13 protein-coding genes, 1 tRNA gene and 1 riboswitch are annotated in these 15,136 nt (G+C 64.6%); of the genes, 7 read left to right on the forward strand and 7 right to left on the reverse strand.

Annotation, left to right across the window (positions count from 1 at the left end):
* Positions 1 to 274: 274 nt before the first annotated feature.
* Positions 275 to 436, forward strand: a complete 162-nt coding sequence (locus ABGN05_RS14520; protein ID WP_367954749.1) for a hypothetical protein — start codon at positions 275 to 277, stop codon at positions 434 to 436.
* A 582-nt stretch (positions 437 to 1,018) separates the two neighbouring features.
* On the opposite strand, the gene ABGN05_RS14525 is transcribed toward ABGN05_RS14520, so the two are convergent.
* Both ABGN05_RS14525 and ABGN05_RS14530 read right to left on the reverse strand, forming a co-directional pair.
* Positions 1,019 to 3,097, reverse strand: coding sequence for an acetate--CoA ligase family protein (locus tag ABGN05_RS14525; RefSeq protein WP_367954750.1), 2,079 nt, complete (start codon positions 3,095 to 3,097; stop codon positions 1,019 to 1,021).
* A 34-nt stretch (positions 3,098 to 3,131) separates the two neighbouring features.
* Complete coding sequence (locus tag ABGN05_RS14530; RefSeq protein WP_367954751.1) at positions 3,132 to 4,001, reverse strand: p-hydroxycinnamoyl CoA hydratase/lyase; 870 nt, start codon at positions 3,999 to 4,001, stop codon at positions 3,132 to 3,134.
* Between the two features lie 139 nt (positions 4,002 to 4,140).
* Here ABGN05_RS14530 and ABGN05_RS14535 point away from each other — a divergent pair, with 139 nt between their 5' ends.
* From ABGN05_RS14535 to ABGN05_RS14560, 6 genes are all read left to right on the forward strand, one after another.
* The gene (locus tag ABGN05_RS14535; RefSeq protein ID WP_367954752.1) at positions 4,141 to 4,566 is read left to right on the forward strand and encodes a MarR family winged helix-turn-helix transcriptional regulator; all 426 of its coding nucleotides are present in this window, start codon (positions 4,141 to 4,143) and stop codon (positions 4,564 to 4,566) included.
* A 149-nt stretch (positions 4,567 to 4,715) separates the two neighbouring features.
* On the forward strand, positions 4,716 to 5,660 hold the full coding sequence (locus tag ABGN05_RS14540) for an ABC transporter substrate-binding protein (protein WP_367954753.1): 945 nt from the start codon (positions 4,716 to 4,718) through the stop codon (positions 5,658 to 5,660).
* Positions 5,661 to 5,717: 57 nt separating this feature from the next.
* Positions 5,718 to 7,190: an amidase gene (locus ABGN05_RS14545; RefSeq protein WP_367954754.1), complete on the forward strand. Its 1,473-nt coding sequence runs from the start codon at positions 5,718 to 5,720 to the stop codon at positions 7,188 to 7,190.
* Position 7,191: 1 nt separating this feature from the next.
* Positions 7,192 to 7,965 (forward strand): ABC transporter ATP-binding protein, encoded by a 774-nt coding sequence (locus ABGN05_RS14550; RefSeq protein WP_367954755.1) that lies wholly within the window; start codon positions 7,192 to 7,194, stop codon positions 7,963 to 7,965.
* Positions 7,962 to 8,717, forward strand: coding sequence for an ABC transporter permease (locus ABGN05_RS14555; protein ID WP_367954756.1), 756 nt, complete (start codon positions 7,962 to 7,964; stop codon positions 8,715 to 8,717). Before ABGN05_RS14550 ends, ABGN05_RS14555 begins: the two co-directional genes overlap by 4 nt.
* Entirely contained in the window at positions 8,714 to 9,478 is a 765-nt protein-coding gene (locus tag ABGN05_RS14560; protein WP_367954757.1) for an ABC transporter permease, read from the forward strand. The genes ABGN05_RS14555 and ABGN05_RS14560 overlap by 4 nt, the downstream gene beginning before the upstream one ends.
* A gap of 115 nt (positions 9,479 to 9,593) precedes the next feature.
* Here the strand turns inward: ABGN05_RS14560 and ABGN05_RS14565 are convergent, their stop codons facing one another.
* From ABGN05_RS14565 to ABGN05_RS14585, 5 genes are all read right to left on the reverse strand, one after another.
* On the reverse strand, positions 9,594 to 10,157 hold the full coding sequence (locus ABGN05_RS14565; protein ID WP_367954758.1) for a Spy/CpxP family protein refolding chaperone: 564 nt from the start codon (positions 10,155 to 10,157) through the stop codon (positions 9,594 to 9,596).
* A gap of 198 nt (positions 10,158 to 10,355) precedes the next feature.
* Positions 10,356 to 13,160 (reverse strand): aminomethyl-transferring glycine dehydrogenase, encoded by a 2,805-nt coding sequence (gene gcvP / locus ABGN05_RS14570; protein WP_367954759.1) that lies wholly within the window; start codon positions 13,158 to 13,160, stop codon positions 10,356 to 10,358.
* A gap of 10 nt (positions 13,161 to 13,170) precedes the next feature.
* Positions 13,171 to 13,539, reverse strand: a complete 369-nt coding sequence (gcvH, locus tag ABGN05_RS14575) for a glycine cleavage system protein GcvH (RefSeq protein ID WP_367954760.1) — start codon at positions 13,537 to 13,539, stop codon at positions 13,171 to 13,173.
* 5 nt (positions 13,540 to 13,544) lie between these two features.
* Positions 13,545 to 14,648 (reverse strand): glycine cleavage system aminomethyltransferase GcvT, encoded by a 1,104-nt coding sequence (gcvT, locus tag ABGN05_RS14580; RefSeq protein WP_367954761.1) that lies wholly within the window; start codon positions 14,646 to 14,648, stop codon positions 13,545 to 13,547.
* Positions 14,649 to 14,796: 148 nt separating this feature from the next.
* Positions 14,797 to 14,879, reverse strand: a riboswitch (glycine riboswitch).
* 91 nt (positions 14,880 to 14,970) lie between these two features.
* Positions 14,971 to 15,045, reverse strand: a tRNA-Val gene (locus ABGN05_RS14585).
* Positions 15,046 to 15,136 lie beyond the last annotated feature (91 nt).

Here is a 15,136-nt window from a genome sequence, read left to right on the forward strand (position 1 = left end):
GTCTCACGTTAAGTGGCTGGCGGTCGCACTAGGCCGCCAGTATTGGAAACCATGCGCCGAGTTTCCTACGCCTGCCACCGTTTCCCGCCAGTGATTTTCCATCGTGCCGTCTGGCTCTCCTTCGGCTTTGAAATCCCATGTGGTCGGCTCCTCTCCTGTGTTGGCTGTCACACAGCACCAACATGGCAGAATGCGATGCCGTTCGGGTGGAGCCGTCCACACCATCAGACAAACTCGGCTTGGGACGAGACAGGGCGCTGGCTAGTCTGCGCGCATGACCAAGCGCACACCTTTCCAGTACTTCAAGATGAACGAAGAGATCATCCGCCTAGCGGTGATGATTTATGTCCGCTTCCCGCTCTCGCTCCGAAACGTCGAAGACCTGCACGATGAGCGCGGCATCAATGCACGCCACGAGACAGTCCGGTTTTGGTGACACAGGTTCGGCCCGATGTTCACCTCTGAGATCCGCAAACGACGGATCGAAGGCATGCGATCCAGCCCCTAGGTCGTTAGGTTCGTTGCCAGTTCCATTTGATGCGCTTGGGATTCCAACCCTAGTGCAGTGGTAATAATATCAGTGACTTAGGAGGCAGAGAACGTTCGATCCCGGTCCCGTCCCGTCCCGTCCGCCATTGCTTCAATGAAATCAGCAAGTTAAAATATAGTTGTTTACGACGAAACCGATCTCGTTGAGGATATCCCGATAGTGATCCTCGTGGTGTCGTGCGTGTTCACAATGGTTCCAAAGCGTGATTGCGCTCGATCTGGCATTCCACGACATTGCTTCCACGTAGAAGGTGGAGAAATTCATGCAATCTTTGAAGCAAATCCGGTCGGAAGGAATACACTTGAGATTTTCCCTAAACTCCGCGCGTCCTCGGGCACGCCGAACACGCCTGATCCTGCGCGACGCTGTCCGGAACAGGACCGTATGCGGAGCCGCCGGGTGAGTTCGAAGCCCATTGGGGTCTAAGAGATGTAGCTCCCGCAATTGCCTGACCAGGGAAACGAGTTGCTACGCGGGGTCTCCGGCCACAGGTGCTCTTACGCTCATCAGAACGTCCAGGATTCGAACGCCGTCGCCCTTGGCGTAGACGGCAATCGGATTGATCTCGACCTCCGAGATGTCCCCGTCTTCCAGGATCAGGCGGCCAAGCCGGTCGAGCAGGTCCACAACGGCTTCGACATCGAGCGCGCTGGAACCGCGATAACCGTCGAACAATCGAGCCCCCCTGAGGCTCCGCAGTGCAACTTCGATGTCGGACCGCGGCGATCCTGCCGGAACCAGGGCAACATCGTCAAGCAACTCGGTGAGCACGCCGCCGAGACCTGCCACGAGCACTGCGCCCCAAGACGGATCGCGGCGGGCGGACACAACCATTTCCAGGTCCGGACGCGGCGCCATTTCCTCGACGAGCATCCCATCCGGTCCAGCGTCGGCGGTTGCCGCAGCGACGCTCATTGCCACCGAGGCGAAGGCCTCCCTAAGCGCCGCCTCGTTGGCGATCCCGAGCCGGACGCCTCCGACGTCGGTCTTGTGGACAATCGCCGCCGACTGGACTTTCAGAGCGACTGGATAGCCGATTTCGCTCGCGATCCGGACCGCCTCGTCGGCGTCGCGCGCCAGCGCTCCTCGCGGAATTCCAAAGCCCGCCCGCTCCAGGCGTCGCTTGCCGCGATACTCGGCCAGCGCCTCGGCCTCGCCGGATGCCGCGAGAGCCGCTGCCGGAAACTGCCGGGCTTCCCGGAACCGTGCGATACCGGCAAAAGCCCGCATCGCGCGTTCCGGCGAGCGAAAGAATGGCACACCGGCCGCGCGCACGTCGGCCATGAACGCGTCGGACATGGGCAGTTCGTCGCCGAGAAACGCGAGGGCTACCGGTTTGTCCGATGATGCAAGCACGGGCTTCAGCGATTCCCATTTTGCAAGGACCTGTTTGGGCGCTCCCCCCATGGCAGCGACCAACAGTGCATCGACCGAATCATCGGCGAGCATCGCCGCGCAGCTGTCGCCGAACAGGTTGGGCTTGCTCATTCCCATGGCCGTTATGTCGAGGGGATTGTCGATGGTTGCGAAGTCGGGCAAGATTCCCGAGAGCGCCTGCGAGGTCATCGGACGCAGGTCCGGCAGAGCCAGACCGATCTCCTCGCAGAAATCGAGACAGAAGCCGCGAACAGCGCCGGAGTTGGTGACCACGCCGAGACCGCGGATCCGCGCCGAGGGGTAGCGGTGCCGCAGCAGCGTCGTGTCGAAGAGTTCGTCGAAACTGTCCACGAGCGTGACCGCGGACGAGCGCACGAAGGCCTCCATGACCTCATGGTCTCCGACCATCGCACCGGTGTGAGACTGTGCCGCCTCCCGCGAGCGCTGACTGCGTCCCGGGTGCATCAGCACCACCGGTTTGCCGCGCTGCCATGCGCGCTTGGCGAAATCAAGGAAAGCGGCGGGGTCCCTGATCTGCTCCACGAACGCCGCGAACGTGGCGACGGCGGGATCGTCGAGCAGCCCGGTGAGTACCTCCTCTGCCGAAAGTACCGCTTCGTTGCCGGTCGAGATTGCGTAGGCGACGGGCAGGCCACGGCTGCGCAACGCATCTCGTATATTGCCTGTCATCGCACCGCTCTGGGCCACGACTGCCACACCCGCTTTGGTCAACGCAACCGGCTGCATCCGCTCGAAGGTAACCGGCACCCCGGCTACGTAGTTCGTGAAGCCGAGGCAGTTCGGACCGAGGACCGCCATTCCCGCCGCGCGGGCGATGCGGGTTATCTCCGCCTGTTCCTCGGCCCCTGCGGTGCCAAGTTCTGCGAATCCGGATGCGAAGATAACCGCTGCGCCGACACCTGCGGCGGCGCATTCCGCTATCGTCTGGCGCACCGCGGCGGCTGGCACGACGAGCGCCGCGAGATCGATTCCCTCCGGCAGATCGGCGACCGACCGAATGCAGGCGATGCCGTCGATGCTCTCGAAACGTCGGCTTACCGGCAGAATCTCGCCCTCGTAGCCGAATGCCGCCAGGTTGGCCATGACGTTGTTGCCCAGGCTGAACGGTTCCGCGGAGGCGCCGATCACCGCAATCGAACGCGGTCGCAACAGCTTCTCCACACCCGGCACCACCGCCATGGGGCTAACCGTTTCGTTCGTAGGTCTGCAGCCCCGGACGATAGGATTTTTCGTCGAGGAACTGCCTCATGCCCGCCTGGTCGCCCTTCTCGGGGTCGCGAAACTTGGTCGCGTCCGACTTCGCCATCAGGTACTCGAGCGCCGACTCCCATGACATCGACTTGACGTGGTGATAGGCGGTCTTGGCGGCGCGAAGAACGAACGGGTTCTTCGCCTTCAGCGTCTCTGCCAGCGCCCTGGTGCGGTCCCGAAGTTCCTCACGCGGCACCGCGATGTTGACGAGGCCAAGTTCCTTTGCGCGACGGCCGTCGAATGTTTCACCGGTCATGATGTAGTAGAGGGCGTCGCGCTGCGACATGACCTCCGCAACCGATTTGGTGACGATACCGGCGGGGATGATCCCCCAATTGATTTCGGAAAGGCCGAAGACCGCATCGTCCGCCGCGACGGCCAGGTCGCAGCCAATGAGGACCTGGAAGGCGCCACCGAAGCACCACCCGTTCACCATCGCGATCGTCGGCTTGCGGAAATACATCATTCGGCGCCACTGCCAGGCCGCATTCGATGCATAGAGCCGCTCCCGATCGAGTGGTGGTCCCGCATCGGGCACGCGGAAGTACTCCTTCAGGTCTTGGCCCGCCGAGAAGGCGTCGCCGGCCCCGGTGATCACCACCACGCCAACGGAATCGTCCTCCTCCATCGCATCGAGCACCGCAATCATTTCACGGACGATGCCGGGATTGATCGCATTCTGCTTTTCGGGACGGTTGAGGGTGATCCACGCAATCCCGTCTTCGGTTTCGACCGTGACGAATTCCCCCCAGCCGCGACCGCTTCCCTCCTTGGCCCCGCCCGTTGCGATTGCGGCTGTCATCGGAATCCTCCATGGACTACATTAATCAAGGTCCCATAAATAAGGTAACCTGATATTGTCAAGCGAGAGACCTACCCGAGAAGGCCGCAAGGGATTGCGGCCGCGATCGATCTACCTCCTCAACCAAACGAATCAGGCCATGCGCACGCAGCTCGAGCAAGAGTTGCGGGCAGTCGGTCTCACCGGAATCCAGTACACCGTGCTCAGCATCGTCGGCTCCCGTGAAGGGATCTCCTCGGCGGAGCTGTCGAGGCGTTTCTTCGTCACGCAGCAGTCGATGATCGAGATCGTTGCGGGGCTGGAGCGTCGCGGTCTGCTGCACCGCTCTCCTAACCCTCAGAACCGGCGCATTCTCGCTGCCGCGCTCACCCAAGCCGGGCGGGAGATTCTGGCCGAGGCCGACGCCATCGCCGACTCTGTCGAAAGCTCGGCTTTCTCGTCTCTGTCCGAAGATGACTTTTCGGAACTGCGCAGAATCCTTTCGGGACTGCTCCGCGAACTTCGCGCCTCCCACGCCAAGACCGCATCCGAACAGCGCGACGTGCTCAGATCTCTCGGATCCTGATCTGGCATCGGCAGCCGGCGGCGGTTGATTCCCATGGAACCGAGGCCGGGCCGACGGCAGATGCAACGGCGAAGAGCATTGCACTTACCCTTGACAGGATTGAAATAAGCAATCCTTATATCAGACAACCTTACAAGGGAGGACGAGTGATGCTGGGCACATTGCGCCGTATTTTGACTGCCGTAGGGCTCGCCGGTGGACTTGCCGTCACCGGTGCCGCGGCAGATCCCATCCGGGTGAATTTCGTACCGATCAGCGATGGTCTCCCGCTCTTCGTGGCCGAGGACCAAGGGTTCTTCGACAAGCGAGGGCTGGACGTCGAACTGACGGCGGCGCCGAACCCCTCGGTGATGATCAGCGCGATCGCGTCGGGGTCGGCCGAGGTAGGGCACACCGTGCTCATCCCGGTCCTTGCCGCCTGGCAGGCAGGCATAGAACTCTCGGTAATCGCGGGAGCATCGGCCTTCCCCTCGGTCCAGCCGCCGGCTGTCGGCGTGCTCGCGCGCAAGGACAGCAACATCAAGTCGCCAAAGGAACTCGAGGGCAAGACGGTCGGCGTAGTCGGCCTGGAATCGTATCACCAGGCGATGGTGCAACGTTGGATGCGGGAAAACGACAGCGACTACTCGAAAGTCCGTTTCGTGGAGGTGCCGTTCCCGCAGATGCAGGACCTGCTGACCAGCGGCAACGTGGATGCGGTCGTATCCGTCGATCCCTTCTACTCGAAGATGATCAAGGAGGGCGCCGGCTATGACTTCGGCGACTTCGTCGCGACGATGCCCGACGGGGCGCCCATCGTCATCTTCGTTTCTTCCCGGGAATGGGCCGAAGACCATCCAGAGGAAGTGAAGGGGTTTCGAGATGCCCTCGCGGAAGCGGCCGAGTTCATCAAGGCGAATGACGCGGAGGCACGCAAGAGCTTCGCAAAATGGACCAAGCTTCCGGAGCCGGTAGTGGCGACCTCCCGTTGGGGCACCTTCACCTCCGTGGTGCCGGCTGAGGGGATCCAGTACTGGATCGACACGATGAAGGATCAGGGGATGTTGTCATCGGACGTCGAGGGGAAGGATCTGATCCCGTCCTACTTCAGGTAGCAGGCGACGGTGGCGGTCGACCTCCCTGGCCGAGCGTCCAATTTCGAAAGACCCAGAGTGGCAGACGATTTTTTCAGCTCGGCAGCGACGCTGGCCCGCCGGATTCGGGCCAGAGAGGTTAGCGCGGAAGAGCTCCTCGAGGGCTATCTGGACCGTGTGGACGCTTACAATCCCTCCATAAACGCCATCGTCGTGCTCGATATCGAGGAGGCGAGACGCGCCGCGAAGGCAGCCGACGATGCGGTCGCCTCGGACGGTCCGCTCGGCCCGCTCCACGGCGTGCCGATGACGATCAAGGAATCCTTCAATCTCGCCGGTACTCCGACGACCTATGGCCTGCTCCCCTTCCGCGACAACGTCGCGGTGACAGACGCGGTCGCCGTCTCCCGCCTCAAGGCTGCCGGTGCGGTCATTTTCGGCAAGACGAACGTACCGCCGGGTCTTGCCGACGCCCAGAGCGCCAACGAAATCTATGGACGCACGCGCAACCCATGGAACCTGGACAGGACGCCTGGCGGTTCCTCGGGCGGTTCCGCCGCGGCGCTGGCGGCCGGCCTCTCGGCTCTGGAGCTCGGCAGCGACATAGCCTCGTCGCTTCGCAACCCGGCTCATTACTGCGGCGTGTTCGCCCACAAGCCCACATACGGGCTCTGTTCCTCCGCCGGCCACTCCCTGCGAACGCGACACGCCGCCGGCGACATTTCCGTGATCGGTCCGCTTGCCCGAAGCGCTGAGGATCTCGAGACAGAGTTCCGCATATTGGCCGATGCCAGTCACGAACGGTTCCCAGGTCAGTACCGGCGCGCCGAAGAACGGAAGATCGACTCCTTTCGCGGGTTGAAGATCGGGGTGATCCTCAACGACGATTATGCCGAGGTCGATAGTGCGATAGAACGCCAGCTCTCCCGGTTGGCTGAATTCCTGCGTGGTGAGGGTGCGGACGTTCGCGTCGGCTGGCGCCCCGGGCTCGACAGCCAGCGCGTCCATGAAGTCTACGAGCTGTTGATGCGGGCGGCGATCTCGCAGGACATGACCGATGCGGATATCGCTGCCTTCGAGATCGAAAAGTCCGACCTTGCGGGTCCGAAAAGCCAACTGCGCACGATGTTCCTCCAGGGTGTCACCATGAGTCACCGGGAATGGCTGCGGCTGAACGAGGAACGACACGCGATCGCGGCAAGCTGGCGCGGCTTCTTCGAGGAATGCGACATCCTGCTTTGCCCCGTACTGGCGACCACAGCGTTCCCGCATGACGAGCGGGCACCGGCATGGCGCACGCTCACCGTCAACGGCCGCGATGTGCCGTTCGGTCGGCAGCTCTTCTGGGCCGGTTATACAGGCGCGTTCTTCCTGCCCTCCACCGTCGCACCGGTCGGATTTTCCGACGATGGACTGCCGATTGGGGTCCAGATCGTCGGCGATCAGCTCGACGATATCCTTTGTATCCGCTTCGCAAGACTGATGGAGGAGCGCTACCACGCCTTCGTGCCACCGCCCGCCTACGCCGCACCGGTCGGGGCTCCTTCCTGAGATGACTCCGCTGATCAGCTTTCGGGACGCCGGAGTGGCGTTCGGCAGCAAGCAGGTGCTGGAGGGCCTGAACCTCGACATCGCGGAAGGAGAGTTTGTCTGCGTGGTCGGGGCCTCCGGCTGCGGCAAGACGACGATGCTGCGTCTCATCGCCGGACTTCATCCACCGAGTGAAGGGGTGGTCTCCTATGCGGGTCAGGCCATCGCCCGGCCGCGGCCCGAGATCGCGATTGTCTTCCAGGATTACGGAAAGGCGCTCCTGCCGTGGCGAACGGTTTCGGGGAACATCGAGCTCGCGCTCGAGGCCGCAGGCACGCCGCGTGCGGAGCGGGGAGCGATCATCGCAAACCTTATCGCCCTGATGGGCCTGGAAGGCGACGGCGGCAAGTTTCCGTCGGAGCTCTCGGGCGGCATGCAGCAGCGCGTGCAGATCGCGCGCAGCCTGGCGCAGAGGCCACAGGTGCTGCTCATGGACGAGCCCTTCGGCGCGCTCGACGCCATGACCCGCCAGGGATTGCAGGACGAACTGCAGCGGCTGATGATGCAGCAGCGCATGACCGTCTTTTTCGTCACGCATGACCTCGAGGAGGCGATCTATCTCGGGGATCGCGTGATCGGCCTCAGGCGCAATCCGGGACGGATCGGCAAGGTGTTCGACGTTCGGATCGGCCGGCCCCGCGACCAGGTCGCGACTCCGGAGGACCCGGAGTTCCTGCGGATCCGCCGCGAGTTGTATGACTTCATCAGGGACACGGAACGCGAGCCGGCGTCATGAACTGGAGGGGCGCCATCCTCCCCGTATCCGTGATTGCCGCCGCCCAGTTTGCCGCCACCACATACGGCATCCAGAGCGACGCCCTGGCGAGTCCCGTGGAGATCCTGGCATCGCTGCTGCAGGCGCTGGCGGATGGATCAATGATCCGAGCCACGCTCGAGACGTTGGGCGCCGCGCTTGGCGGCCTGCTCGTGGGCGGTTCCGCTGGGATTCTCGCCGGCATCGTTCTTGGCCTCTCCGGCGTGCTCAACAGGTTGATGACCGTTTCGATCGAACTCGTCCGGCCGGTGCCTTCCGTCGCCATCATTCCTCTCTTCATGCTGGTCTTCGGGCTGGGCTTCCGGCTCGAGATCGCGGTCGTCGCCTTCGGCGTCGTCTGGACCGTTCTCGTGCTCACGCGCGCAGCGGTCGCCGGTATCGAACCGCGCCTGCTGGAGGTGGCGCGCGTGCTCGGGATGTCGCGCGCTCAGGCGATCTGGAAGATCGTTCTGCCTTCCGCCCTGCCGCGGATCTTCGTCGCGCTCCGCCTGGCCGCCACCGTTTCGCTGATCGTGGCGGTCACCGTCGAAGTGGCGGTGAACCCGCTCGGCCTCGGCTACGGAATGCAGATCGCGCAGCAGGCGCTGCGGCCAGAGTGGATGTTCGCCTACCTCGTCTGGCTCATCATCGTCGGATGGAGCTTCAACTACCTGCTGGTGCGGATCGAAGGCATCGTGCTGCGCCGCATGAACTTCACTGGACCCAGGCGATGAGGCAGCGCGACCTCCTCTGGGGCCTGGCGAGCGTGTGCTTTGCGGCGCTGCTCGTCTTCCTGTGGCATCTGATCAGTGCCTACCGGCTGGTGGCGCCGGTGTTTCTGCCGCCGCCGCTCGCCGCCTTCAACGCCCTCGCCAATGGTTTCGAAGACGGCCGGCTGGCTTCCGCCACCGCGGAAACGCTGGAGCGCATCTTCCTGGGATGGCTGCTGGCGTCGGTGCTCGGGATCATGGTCGGCGCATGGATCGGTATCTCGGCCTTCGCGCGGAATTATGTGATGCCTACCCTCGAACTGCTGCGGCCGCTGCCGGCCTCTGCAGCGATCCCCGTGGCGATCACCTTCTTCGGCCTGTCCGACGCGATGGTTCTCGCTTCGGTAGGTTTCGGCGCGGTGTGGCCGATGCTGCTCGCCACTGCCTACGGCGTTGCCGCCGTCGACGTGCGCCTGGTCGAGGTCAGCCGCATGCTGCGGCTTGGCCGCTTCAGCTACCTGCGGATCATCGCGCTGCCGAACGCGTTGCCGGACATCCTGTCCGGGATGCGGGTGGGACTGGTGGTCGCGCTGATCATTACGATCGTGGGAGAAATGCTGACCAGCCGCACCGGACTCGGACAATGGATCATGCTGGCCGCTCGCAGCTTCCGCTCGGCCGACCTGTTTGCGGGGATCGTCATACTCGGGCTGATCGGGTTGGCTTCGGCTCTCATGCTGTCGCAGATCGAGCGCTGGTTGCTGCGCTGGCGACTGCAGGCATGACGCCGCATGACCTTTCCCTCGGTCTCGAAGTCGCAGTCCATGGGGAATTCATGAGCGCGGTCCGCCCCGACACCCGGGCTGCGGACCGCGCGAACTCCCATCCCAATGCCAGCTTCTATTCGCGGAACGGCATCATTCCGCGTCCGAAGCCGCGGCCATGGCCCATGCCCATCATCGGCAGCACCACGTCGTCGGCCGCATTCTTCTGCTCGTCATCCAGCACGGCATAGAGCGCGTCCGCCTTTTCCTTGACCTGCCTCACCTGTTCGAGACGGGCTTCCAGATGTGTTTCCTGGATTGATAGGCGCTCCGGAAGCGGTTTCTTCTGGAAATCACCGCTCCAGACTTCCTCCATCGTGGAACGCATCAGCGTATTGTGCGTCTCGGCCGTGTCGCGCACGACGGACGCGAATGCCTCCCAGGCGGGCGTCTGCTCGTCGGTGATCTTGAGCTCCGTCCGCATGAAGGCAAGTCTGCCATCGATGCGATCGAGCATCGTATCCGGGCCGCCCCAGCCATAGCCCATCATCGGGCCGCCGCGGCTCCCCATCATGTGACCCATGCCCCAGCGCGGACCCGACCCGCTCCAATCGTCATCGTCGTCGGCCGCGACGGGACCGGCCACCATCATCAACAGCGCACCGGCCATGAAGGCCTTCTTCAAGCTTGAGACTGACATCAGCGTATCCTTCCTGTTCGGGAAACGGAAAGGAAGCACCTCCGGAAGGCGGATTCGTTGATGCACATCAATAACGCAACAGAACTCCTCCATTCGGGTGCGGAAGCGCGGACCGTCGATCCTCGGACCGCGCCTCAGCCGGTGTTCTTCGCCTGCAACGAAGCAAGACAGCCCGGGCCGCCTCGCTTGCGGGGCTGGCTAGCTTGCCAGCGCCTCGACGGGAGGACAGGAACAGACGAGATTGCGGTCGCCGGCGACGTTGTCGATGCGCGAGACCGGCGGCCAGTATTTCGCTGACGCCATGTCGCCCAGCGGGAAGGTCGCCCGTTCGCGCGAATATGGGTGCGGCCAGTCTGCGGCGAGCGCCTCGGCCGCGGTGTGCGGGGCGTTGACCAGCGGATTGTCGTCCTTCGGCCAATGCCCGTCCGCGATCCTCTGGGCTTCCTCGGCGATCGCGATCATGGCGTCGCAGAGGCGGTCGATCTCCGCCAGCGGCTCCGATTCGGTCGGTTCGATCATCAGGGTTCCGGCGACCGGCCACGACATGGTCGGCGCGTGGAATCCGTAGTCGATCAGGCGCTTGGCGACATCCTCGACGCTCACGCCGGCCGTCTCCTTGAGGACGCGCGTGTCGATGATGCATTCGTGCGCCACACGGCCGTTGCGGCCCGAATAGAGCACCGGGAAACGGTCCTTCAGCCGTTCCGCGACGTAGTTCGCCGACAGGATCGCCGTCTCGGTGGCGTGCTTCAGGCCGGCCGCGCCCATCATGCGGATGTACATCCATGTGATCGGCAGGATGGAGGCGCTTCCATAGGGCGCTCCCGCCACGGCGTGGCTGGAACCCCATTCGGCATGGCCCGGCAGGTAGTCGGCCAGGTGCGCCTTGACGCCGATCGGGCCGACGCCGGGACCGCCGCCGCCATGCGGGATGCAGAAGGTCTTGTGCAGGTTCATGTGGCAGACGTCGGCGCCGATGTCGCCCGGCCGCGCGAGGCCGACCATGGCGTTGAGGTTGGCGCCGTCGAGATAGACCTGTCCGCCATGCGCATGGACCAGCGCGCAGATGTCTTTCACGCCTTCCTCGAACACGCCGTGCGTGGAAGGATAGGTGATCATCAGGGCGGCGAGCGCGTCGGCATGCTGCTTCGCCTTCGCCTCGAGATCCGCGACGTCGATGTTGCCTTCGGCGGTGCATTTGACCACCACCACGCGCAGGCCGGCCATGGTTGCGCTCGCCGGATTGGTTCCGTGGGCGGAGGAGGGGATGAGGCAGACGTCGCGCGTCTTGCCGCCGTTCGCTTCGTGGAAACGGCGGATGGCGAGCAGCCCGGCATATTCGCCCTGGCTACCGGCGTTGGGCTGGAGCGACACCGCGTCGAAGCCGGTGATCTCGGCCAGCCAGCGCTCGAGATCGTCGGTCATGCGCTTGTAACCCGCCGTGTATTCGGCCGGCGCGAAGGGGTGCATGGCGCCGACACTCCCCCACGAGACCGGCATCATCTCCGCCGCGGCGTTCAACTTCATCGTGCAGGACCCGAGCGGTATCATCGCCCGGTCGAGCGCGAGGTCCTTGTCGGCAAGCCGGCGCAGGAAGCGCATCATCTCGGTTTCCGAACGGCTTTCGTGGAAAACCTGCTGGGAGAGAAACCCCTTCAGCGGACGCGTGGAGGGCAGGGTGGCGGGCGCTTCCTTTGGTGCCGTGGCGCCGAAGAGGGCGCAGAGCGCGGCGAGATCCCCCTCGGTCGACGTCTCGTCGAAGGTGACGCCGATCCGGTCGGGATCGATCACGCGCAGGAGTCGGCTGTCCTTGCGGGCGGCCAGCGCCAGTTCCGCTGCCTTGCCCTTCGCGTGCACGACGACGGTATCGAAGAAGGCGTCGCCGGCGGTGCCGTGGCCTTCGGCGCGGACGGCGACAGCGAAGCGGCAGGCAAGCGCGTGCACGTGGCGCGCGACCGACTGAAGTCCTTCGGGGCCGTGCCAGATCGCGTAGGCGGCGGCCATGTTGGCCAGCAGCGCCTGCGCCGTGCAGATGTTGGACGTCGCCTTGTCGCGGCGGATGTGCTGTTCGCGGGTCTGGAGGGCCAACCGGTAGCCGGGGCGACCGTGGCGGTCGACCGACTGGCCGATCAGGCGGCCTGGCATCAGGCGGGTCAGCGGCTCCGACACGGCGAGATAGGCGGCGTGCGGCCCGCCGAAGCCCATCGGCACGCCGAAGCGCTGCATGGACCCGGCCGCGATGTCGGCGCCTATCCTTGCCGGCGCCTCGACGAGCGTCAGCGCAAGCGGATCGGCGACGGCGATGACCAGCGCGCCGGCCTTCTTCGCCGCTGCGATGGCGGCCGTGTGATTGCCGAACACGCCGAAGGTGTCGGGCCACGGCACGACCAGCGCGGCGGTGTCGGCGTCCGCCTCGCCCTCGACGACCGAGACGCCGAGCGCTTCCATGCGCGTGCGCACGACATCGAGCACCTGCGGGTGCAGGGTCCCTGCGAGCGCGACGCGGGCGCGCTTGTCCTTGTGGTGCCGAAGCGCGACGCCGATCGCCTCGGCCACGGCGGTGGCCTCGTCGAGCAGCGAGGCGGACGCTACGGGCAGTCCGGTCAGTTCGGTCACCAGCGTCTGAAAGTGGAAGAGCAGTTCGAGCCGTCCCTGGCTGATCTCCGACTGATAGGGCGTGTAGGCCGTGTACCAGGCGGGATTCTCGAACAGATTCCGTTGGATGACGGGCGGAACGAAGGTTCCGTGATAGCCCTGGCCGATGAAGCTTTTCGCGACGACGTTCCTGGTCATCATCGTCAACAGCTCGGCCAGCGCCTCGGCTTCGCTGGCCGGCTGAGGCAGATCGAGCGGGCGGTCGAGCCGGATCGACTTCGGGATCGCCTGGCTGACCAGCGTCTCGCGCGAGGTGAGGCCGAGCCTCTTCAGCATTTCGCGTTCGTCTTCCGGGCGCGGGCCGATGTGACGGTCGGCGAAGGTGGCGGCGTGGTACGAGGCGGCCATCGAGTTCTCCCTATGCGACGTGCTTGGCGTAGGCGTCGGCGTCCATCAGCCCGTCGAGCTGCGACGGATCGGTAAGCCGCATTTTCCAGAGCCAGCCGTCGCCCTTGGCGGCGGAGTTAACGAGGGCCGGTTCGGATGAAAGCGCCTCGTTCACGTCCGTGATCTCGCCGTCGCAGGGCGCGTAGACATCCGACGCCGCCTTGACCGATTCCACGACAACGGCGGTATCGCCTTTGGCGAGCTCCTTGCCCTTTTCCGGCAGGTCGACGAAGACCAGATCGCCCAGCTGTTCCTGTGCATAATCGGTGATACCGACCGTGGCGATGTCGCCGTCGAGGCGGATCCACTCGTGGTCTTCGGTGAAGTAGGTCTTGGCCATGCGGTTCATCCTCTGCGGTAGCGATGCGGCGTGAAGGGGAGGGGTGCGACGGAAAGTCCGACCCGATTGCCTCGGATCTCGGCGATGAGCTGCGTGCCGGGAGCTGCGAGGTCGGCGCGGACGTAACCCATGGCGACCGGGTGGCCGGCCGACGGACCGAAGCCGCCGGAAGTGACCTCGCCGGTCGGCTCGCCGTCTGCATCCATGAGTTGCGTGCCGGCCCGGATCGGTTGTCGGCCCTCGGCCTTCAGCCCGACGCGCCGGCGCGCCGGCCCTTTGGCGATCGCCGCGGCCAGCGCTTCGGCGCCGACGTAAGGTCCGCCCTCCCGCAGCGGCTTGGGGATCGCCCAGAGCAGCCCGGCTTCGACCGGTGTCGTTGCGGACGTGATGTCCTGCCCGTGCAGGCAAAGGCCCGCCTCGAGCCGCAGCGAATCGCGCGCGGCAAGCCCGATCCACTCGACGTCGTCGTCGGCGAGTAGCATGGCTACCAACGCTCGCGCGTCGGCTCCGGGCAGGGCGATCTCGAACCCGTCTTCGCCCGTGTATCCCGAGCGGGACATGAACCAGTTTTCGCGCGGTTCGATGCCCTGCATGAAGTGCAGATCGCCGGTGTCCACGCCGGCGCGGGCAAGCGCTGCCTCGGCGGCGGGACCCTGAAGGGCCAGGAACACACGGTCGAGCGGTTCGATTTCCGCGTGAAGCCCCTTCGCGCGCGCCTTCAGTTCGGCTTCGTCGATAGCCGCGTTCCCTGCATTGGCGACGATCATGAAGCGATCGGCGCCCAGCCGCGTGACGATCAGGTCGTCGATGATCCCGGCGTCCGGGTTCAGGAGGAAGGTGTAGCGGGAGCGCGAGACGGCGATGTCGGCCGGAACGAGCGGACAGGATTTCGAAAGCGCTGCCTCGCAGTCCGGGCCGGACAGCACGAACAGGCGCATGTGGGAGATGTCGAAGAGCCCGGCCTTCTGACGTGCGTGAAGATGCTCCTTCATGACGCCGAGCGGATAGGTGATCGGCATCGACCAACCGGCGAAGCCGCCGAAGCGGGCGCCTGCATGTTGGTGAAGATCCCCGAGCGGGAGGGTTTTGAGGCTTTCCTGGCCGGTCATTGCTTCTCCAGAGGCATGCACGATCGGCCGCGGAATGCGGACGATTCGTGCCCCTCTGTCGGAAGCCTGAGAGACTTGCGCAACCGGAACCCTGTCGGCTGCGCTTACACCTTCGGCGCGGGCATGACCCCGACTTTCCAGAGCGTCCTTCCGGCTGACGGTTCTTTTGCCTGAGAGATTTCGGGCGATTTCCCCTTCGGCGGCCTTTCGGCTCTCTCCCGCAAACCAGTGGGCGACTTAGCCCCGGACGAGTCGGACCCTAGCGGAAGGAGCCGCGCTTGTCACGCGGCGGAAGGCTGGAAGGTGACTGGAAGTTTCCGGATGGTGGGCGCGACAGGGATTGAACCTGTGACCCTTCGCGTGTGAAGCGAATGCTCTCCCGCTGAGCTACGCGCCCGCCCGCGGGCCGAAGCCCACGACAGGCGGCGATATAGGTGCGTGCGCGGCTTCAAGTCAAGCGCCTGCAAACGCCCGAGTGGGGAAAGGAG

Origin of the sequence: Aquibium pacificum (assembly GCF_040839445.1) — a bacterium.
GTDB classification, from domain to species: Bacteria; Pseudomonadota; Alphaproteobacteria; order Rhizobiales; family Rhizobiaceae; genus Aquibium; species Aquibium pacificus.

What these genes read in the sequence shown, in the direction of transcription:
- ABGN05_RS14520 (WP_367954749.1), top strand. Translation starts at nt 275, where the DNA reads ATGACCAAGCGCACACCTTTCCAGTACTTCAAGATGAACGAAGAGATC.
- ABGN05_RS14530 (WP_367954751.1), bottom strand. Translation starts at nt 4,001, where the DNA reads ATGACAGCCGCAATCGCAACGGGCGGGGCCAAGGAGGGAAGCGGTCGC.
- ABGN05_RS14535 (WP_367954752.1), top strand. Translation starts at nt 4,141, where the DNA reads ATGCGCACGCAGCTCGAGCAAGAGTTGCGGGCAGTCGGTCTCACCGGA.
- ABGN05_RS14540 (WP_367954753.1), top strand. Translation starts at nt 4,716, where the DNA reads ATGCTGGGCACATTGCGCCGTATTTTGACTGCCGTAGGGCTCGCCGGT.
- ABGN05_RS14550 (WP_367954755.1), top strand. Translation starts at nt 7,192, where the DNA reads ATGACTCCGCTGATCAGCTTTCGGGACGCCGGAGTGGCGTTCGGCAGC.
- ABGN05_RS14555 (WP_367954756.1), top strand. Translation starts at nt 7,962, where the DNA reads ATGAACTGGAGGGGCGCCATCCTCCCCGTATCCGTGATTGCCGCCGCC.
- ABGN05_RS14560 (WP_367954757.1), top strand. Translation starts at nt 8,714, where the DNA reads ATGAGGCAGCGCGACCTCCTCTGGGGCCTGGCGAGCGTGTGCTTTGCG.
- ABGN05_RS14565 (WP_367954758.1), bottom strand. Translation starts at nt 10,157, where the DNA reads ATGTCAGTCTCAAGCTTGAAGAAGGCCTTCATGGCCGGTGCGCTGTTG.
- gcvP (WP_367954759.1), bottom strand. Translation starts at nt 13,160, where the DNA reads ATGGCCGCCTCGTACCACGCCGCCACCTTCGCCGACCGTCACATCGGC.
- gcvH (WP_367954760.1), bottom strand. Translation starts at nt 13,539, where the DNA reads ATGGCCAAGACCTACTTCACCGAAGACCACGAGTGGATCCGCCTCGAC.
- gcvT (WP_367954761.1), bottom strand. Translation starts at nt 14,648, where the DNA reads ATGACCGGCCAGGAAAGCCTCAAAACCCTCCCGCTCGGGGATCTTCAC.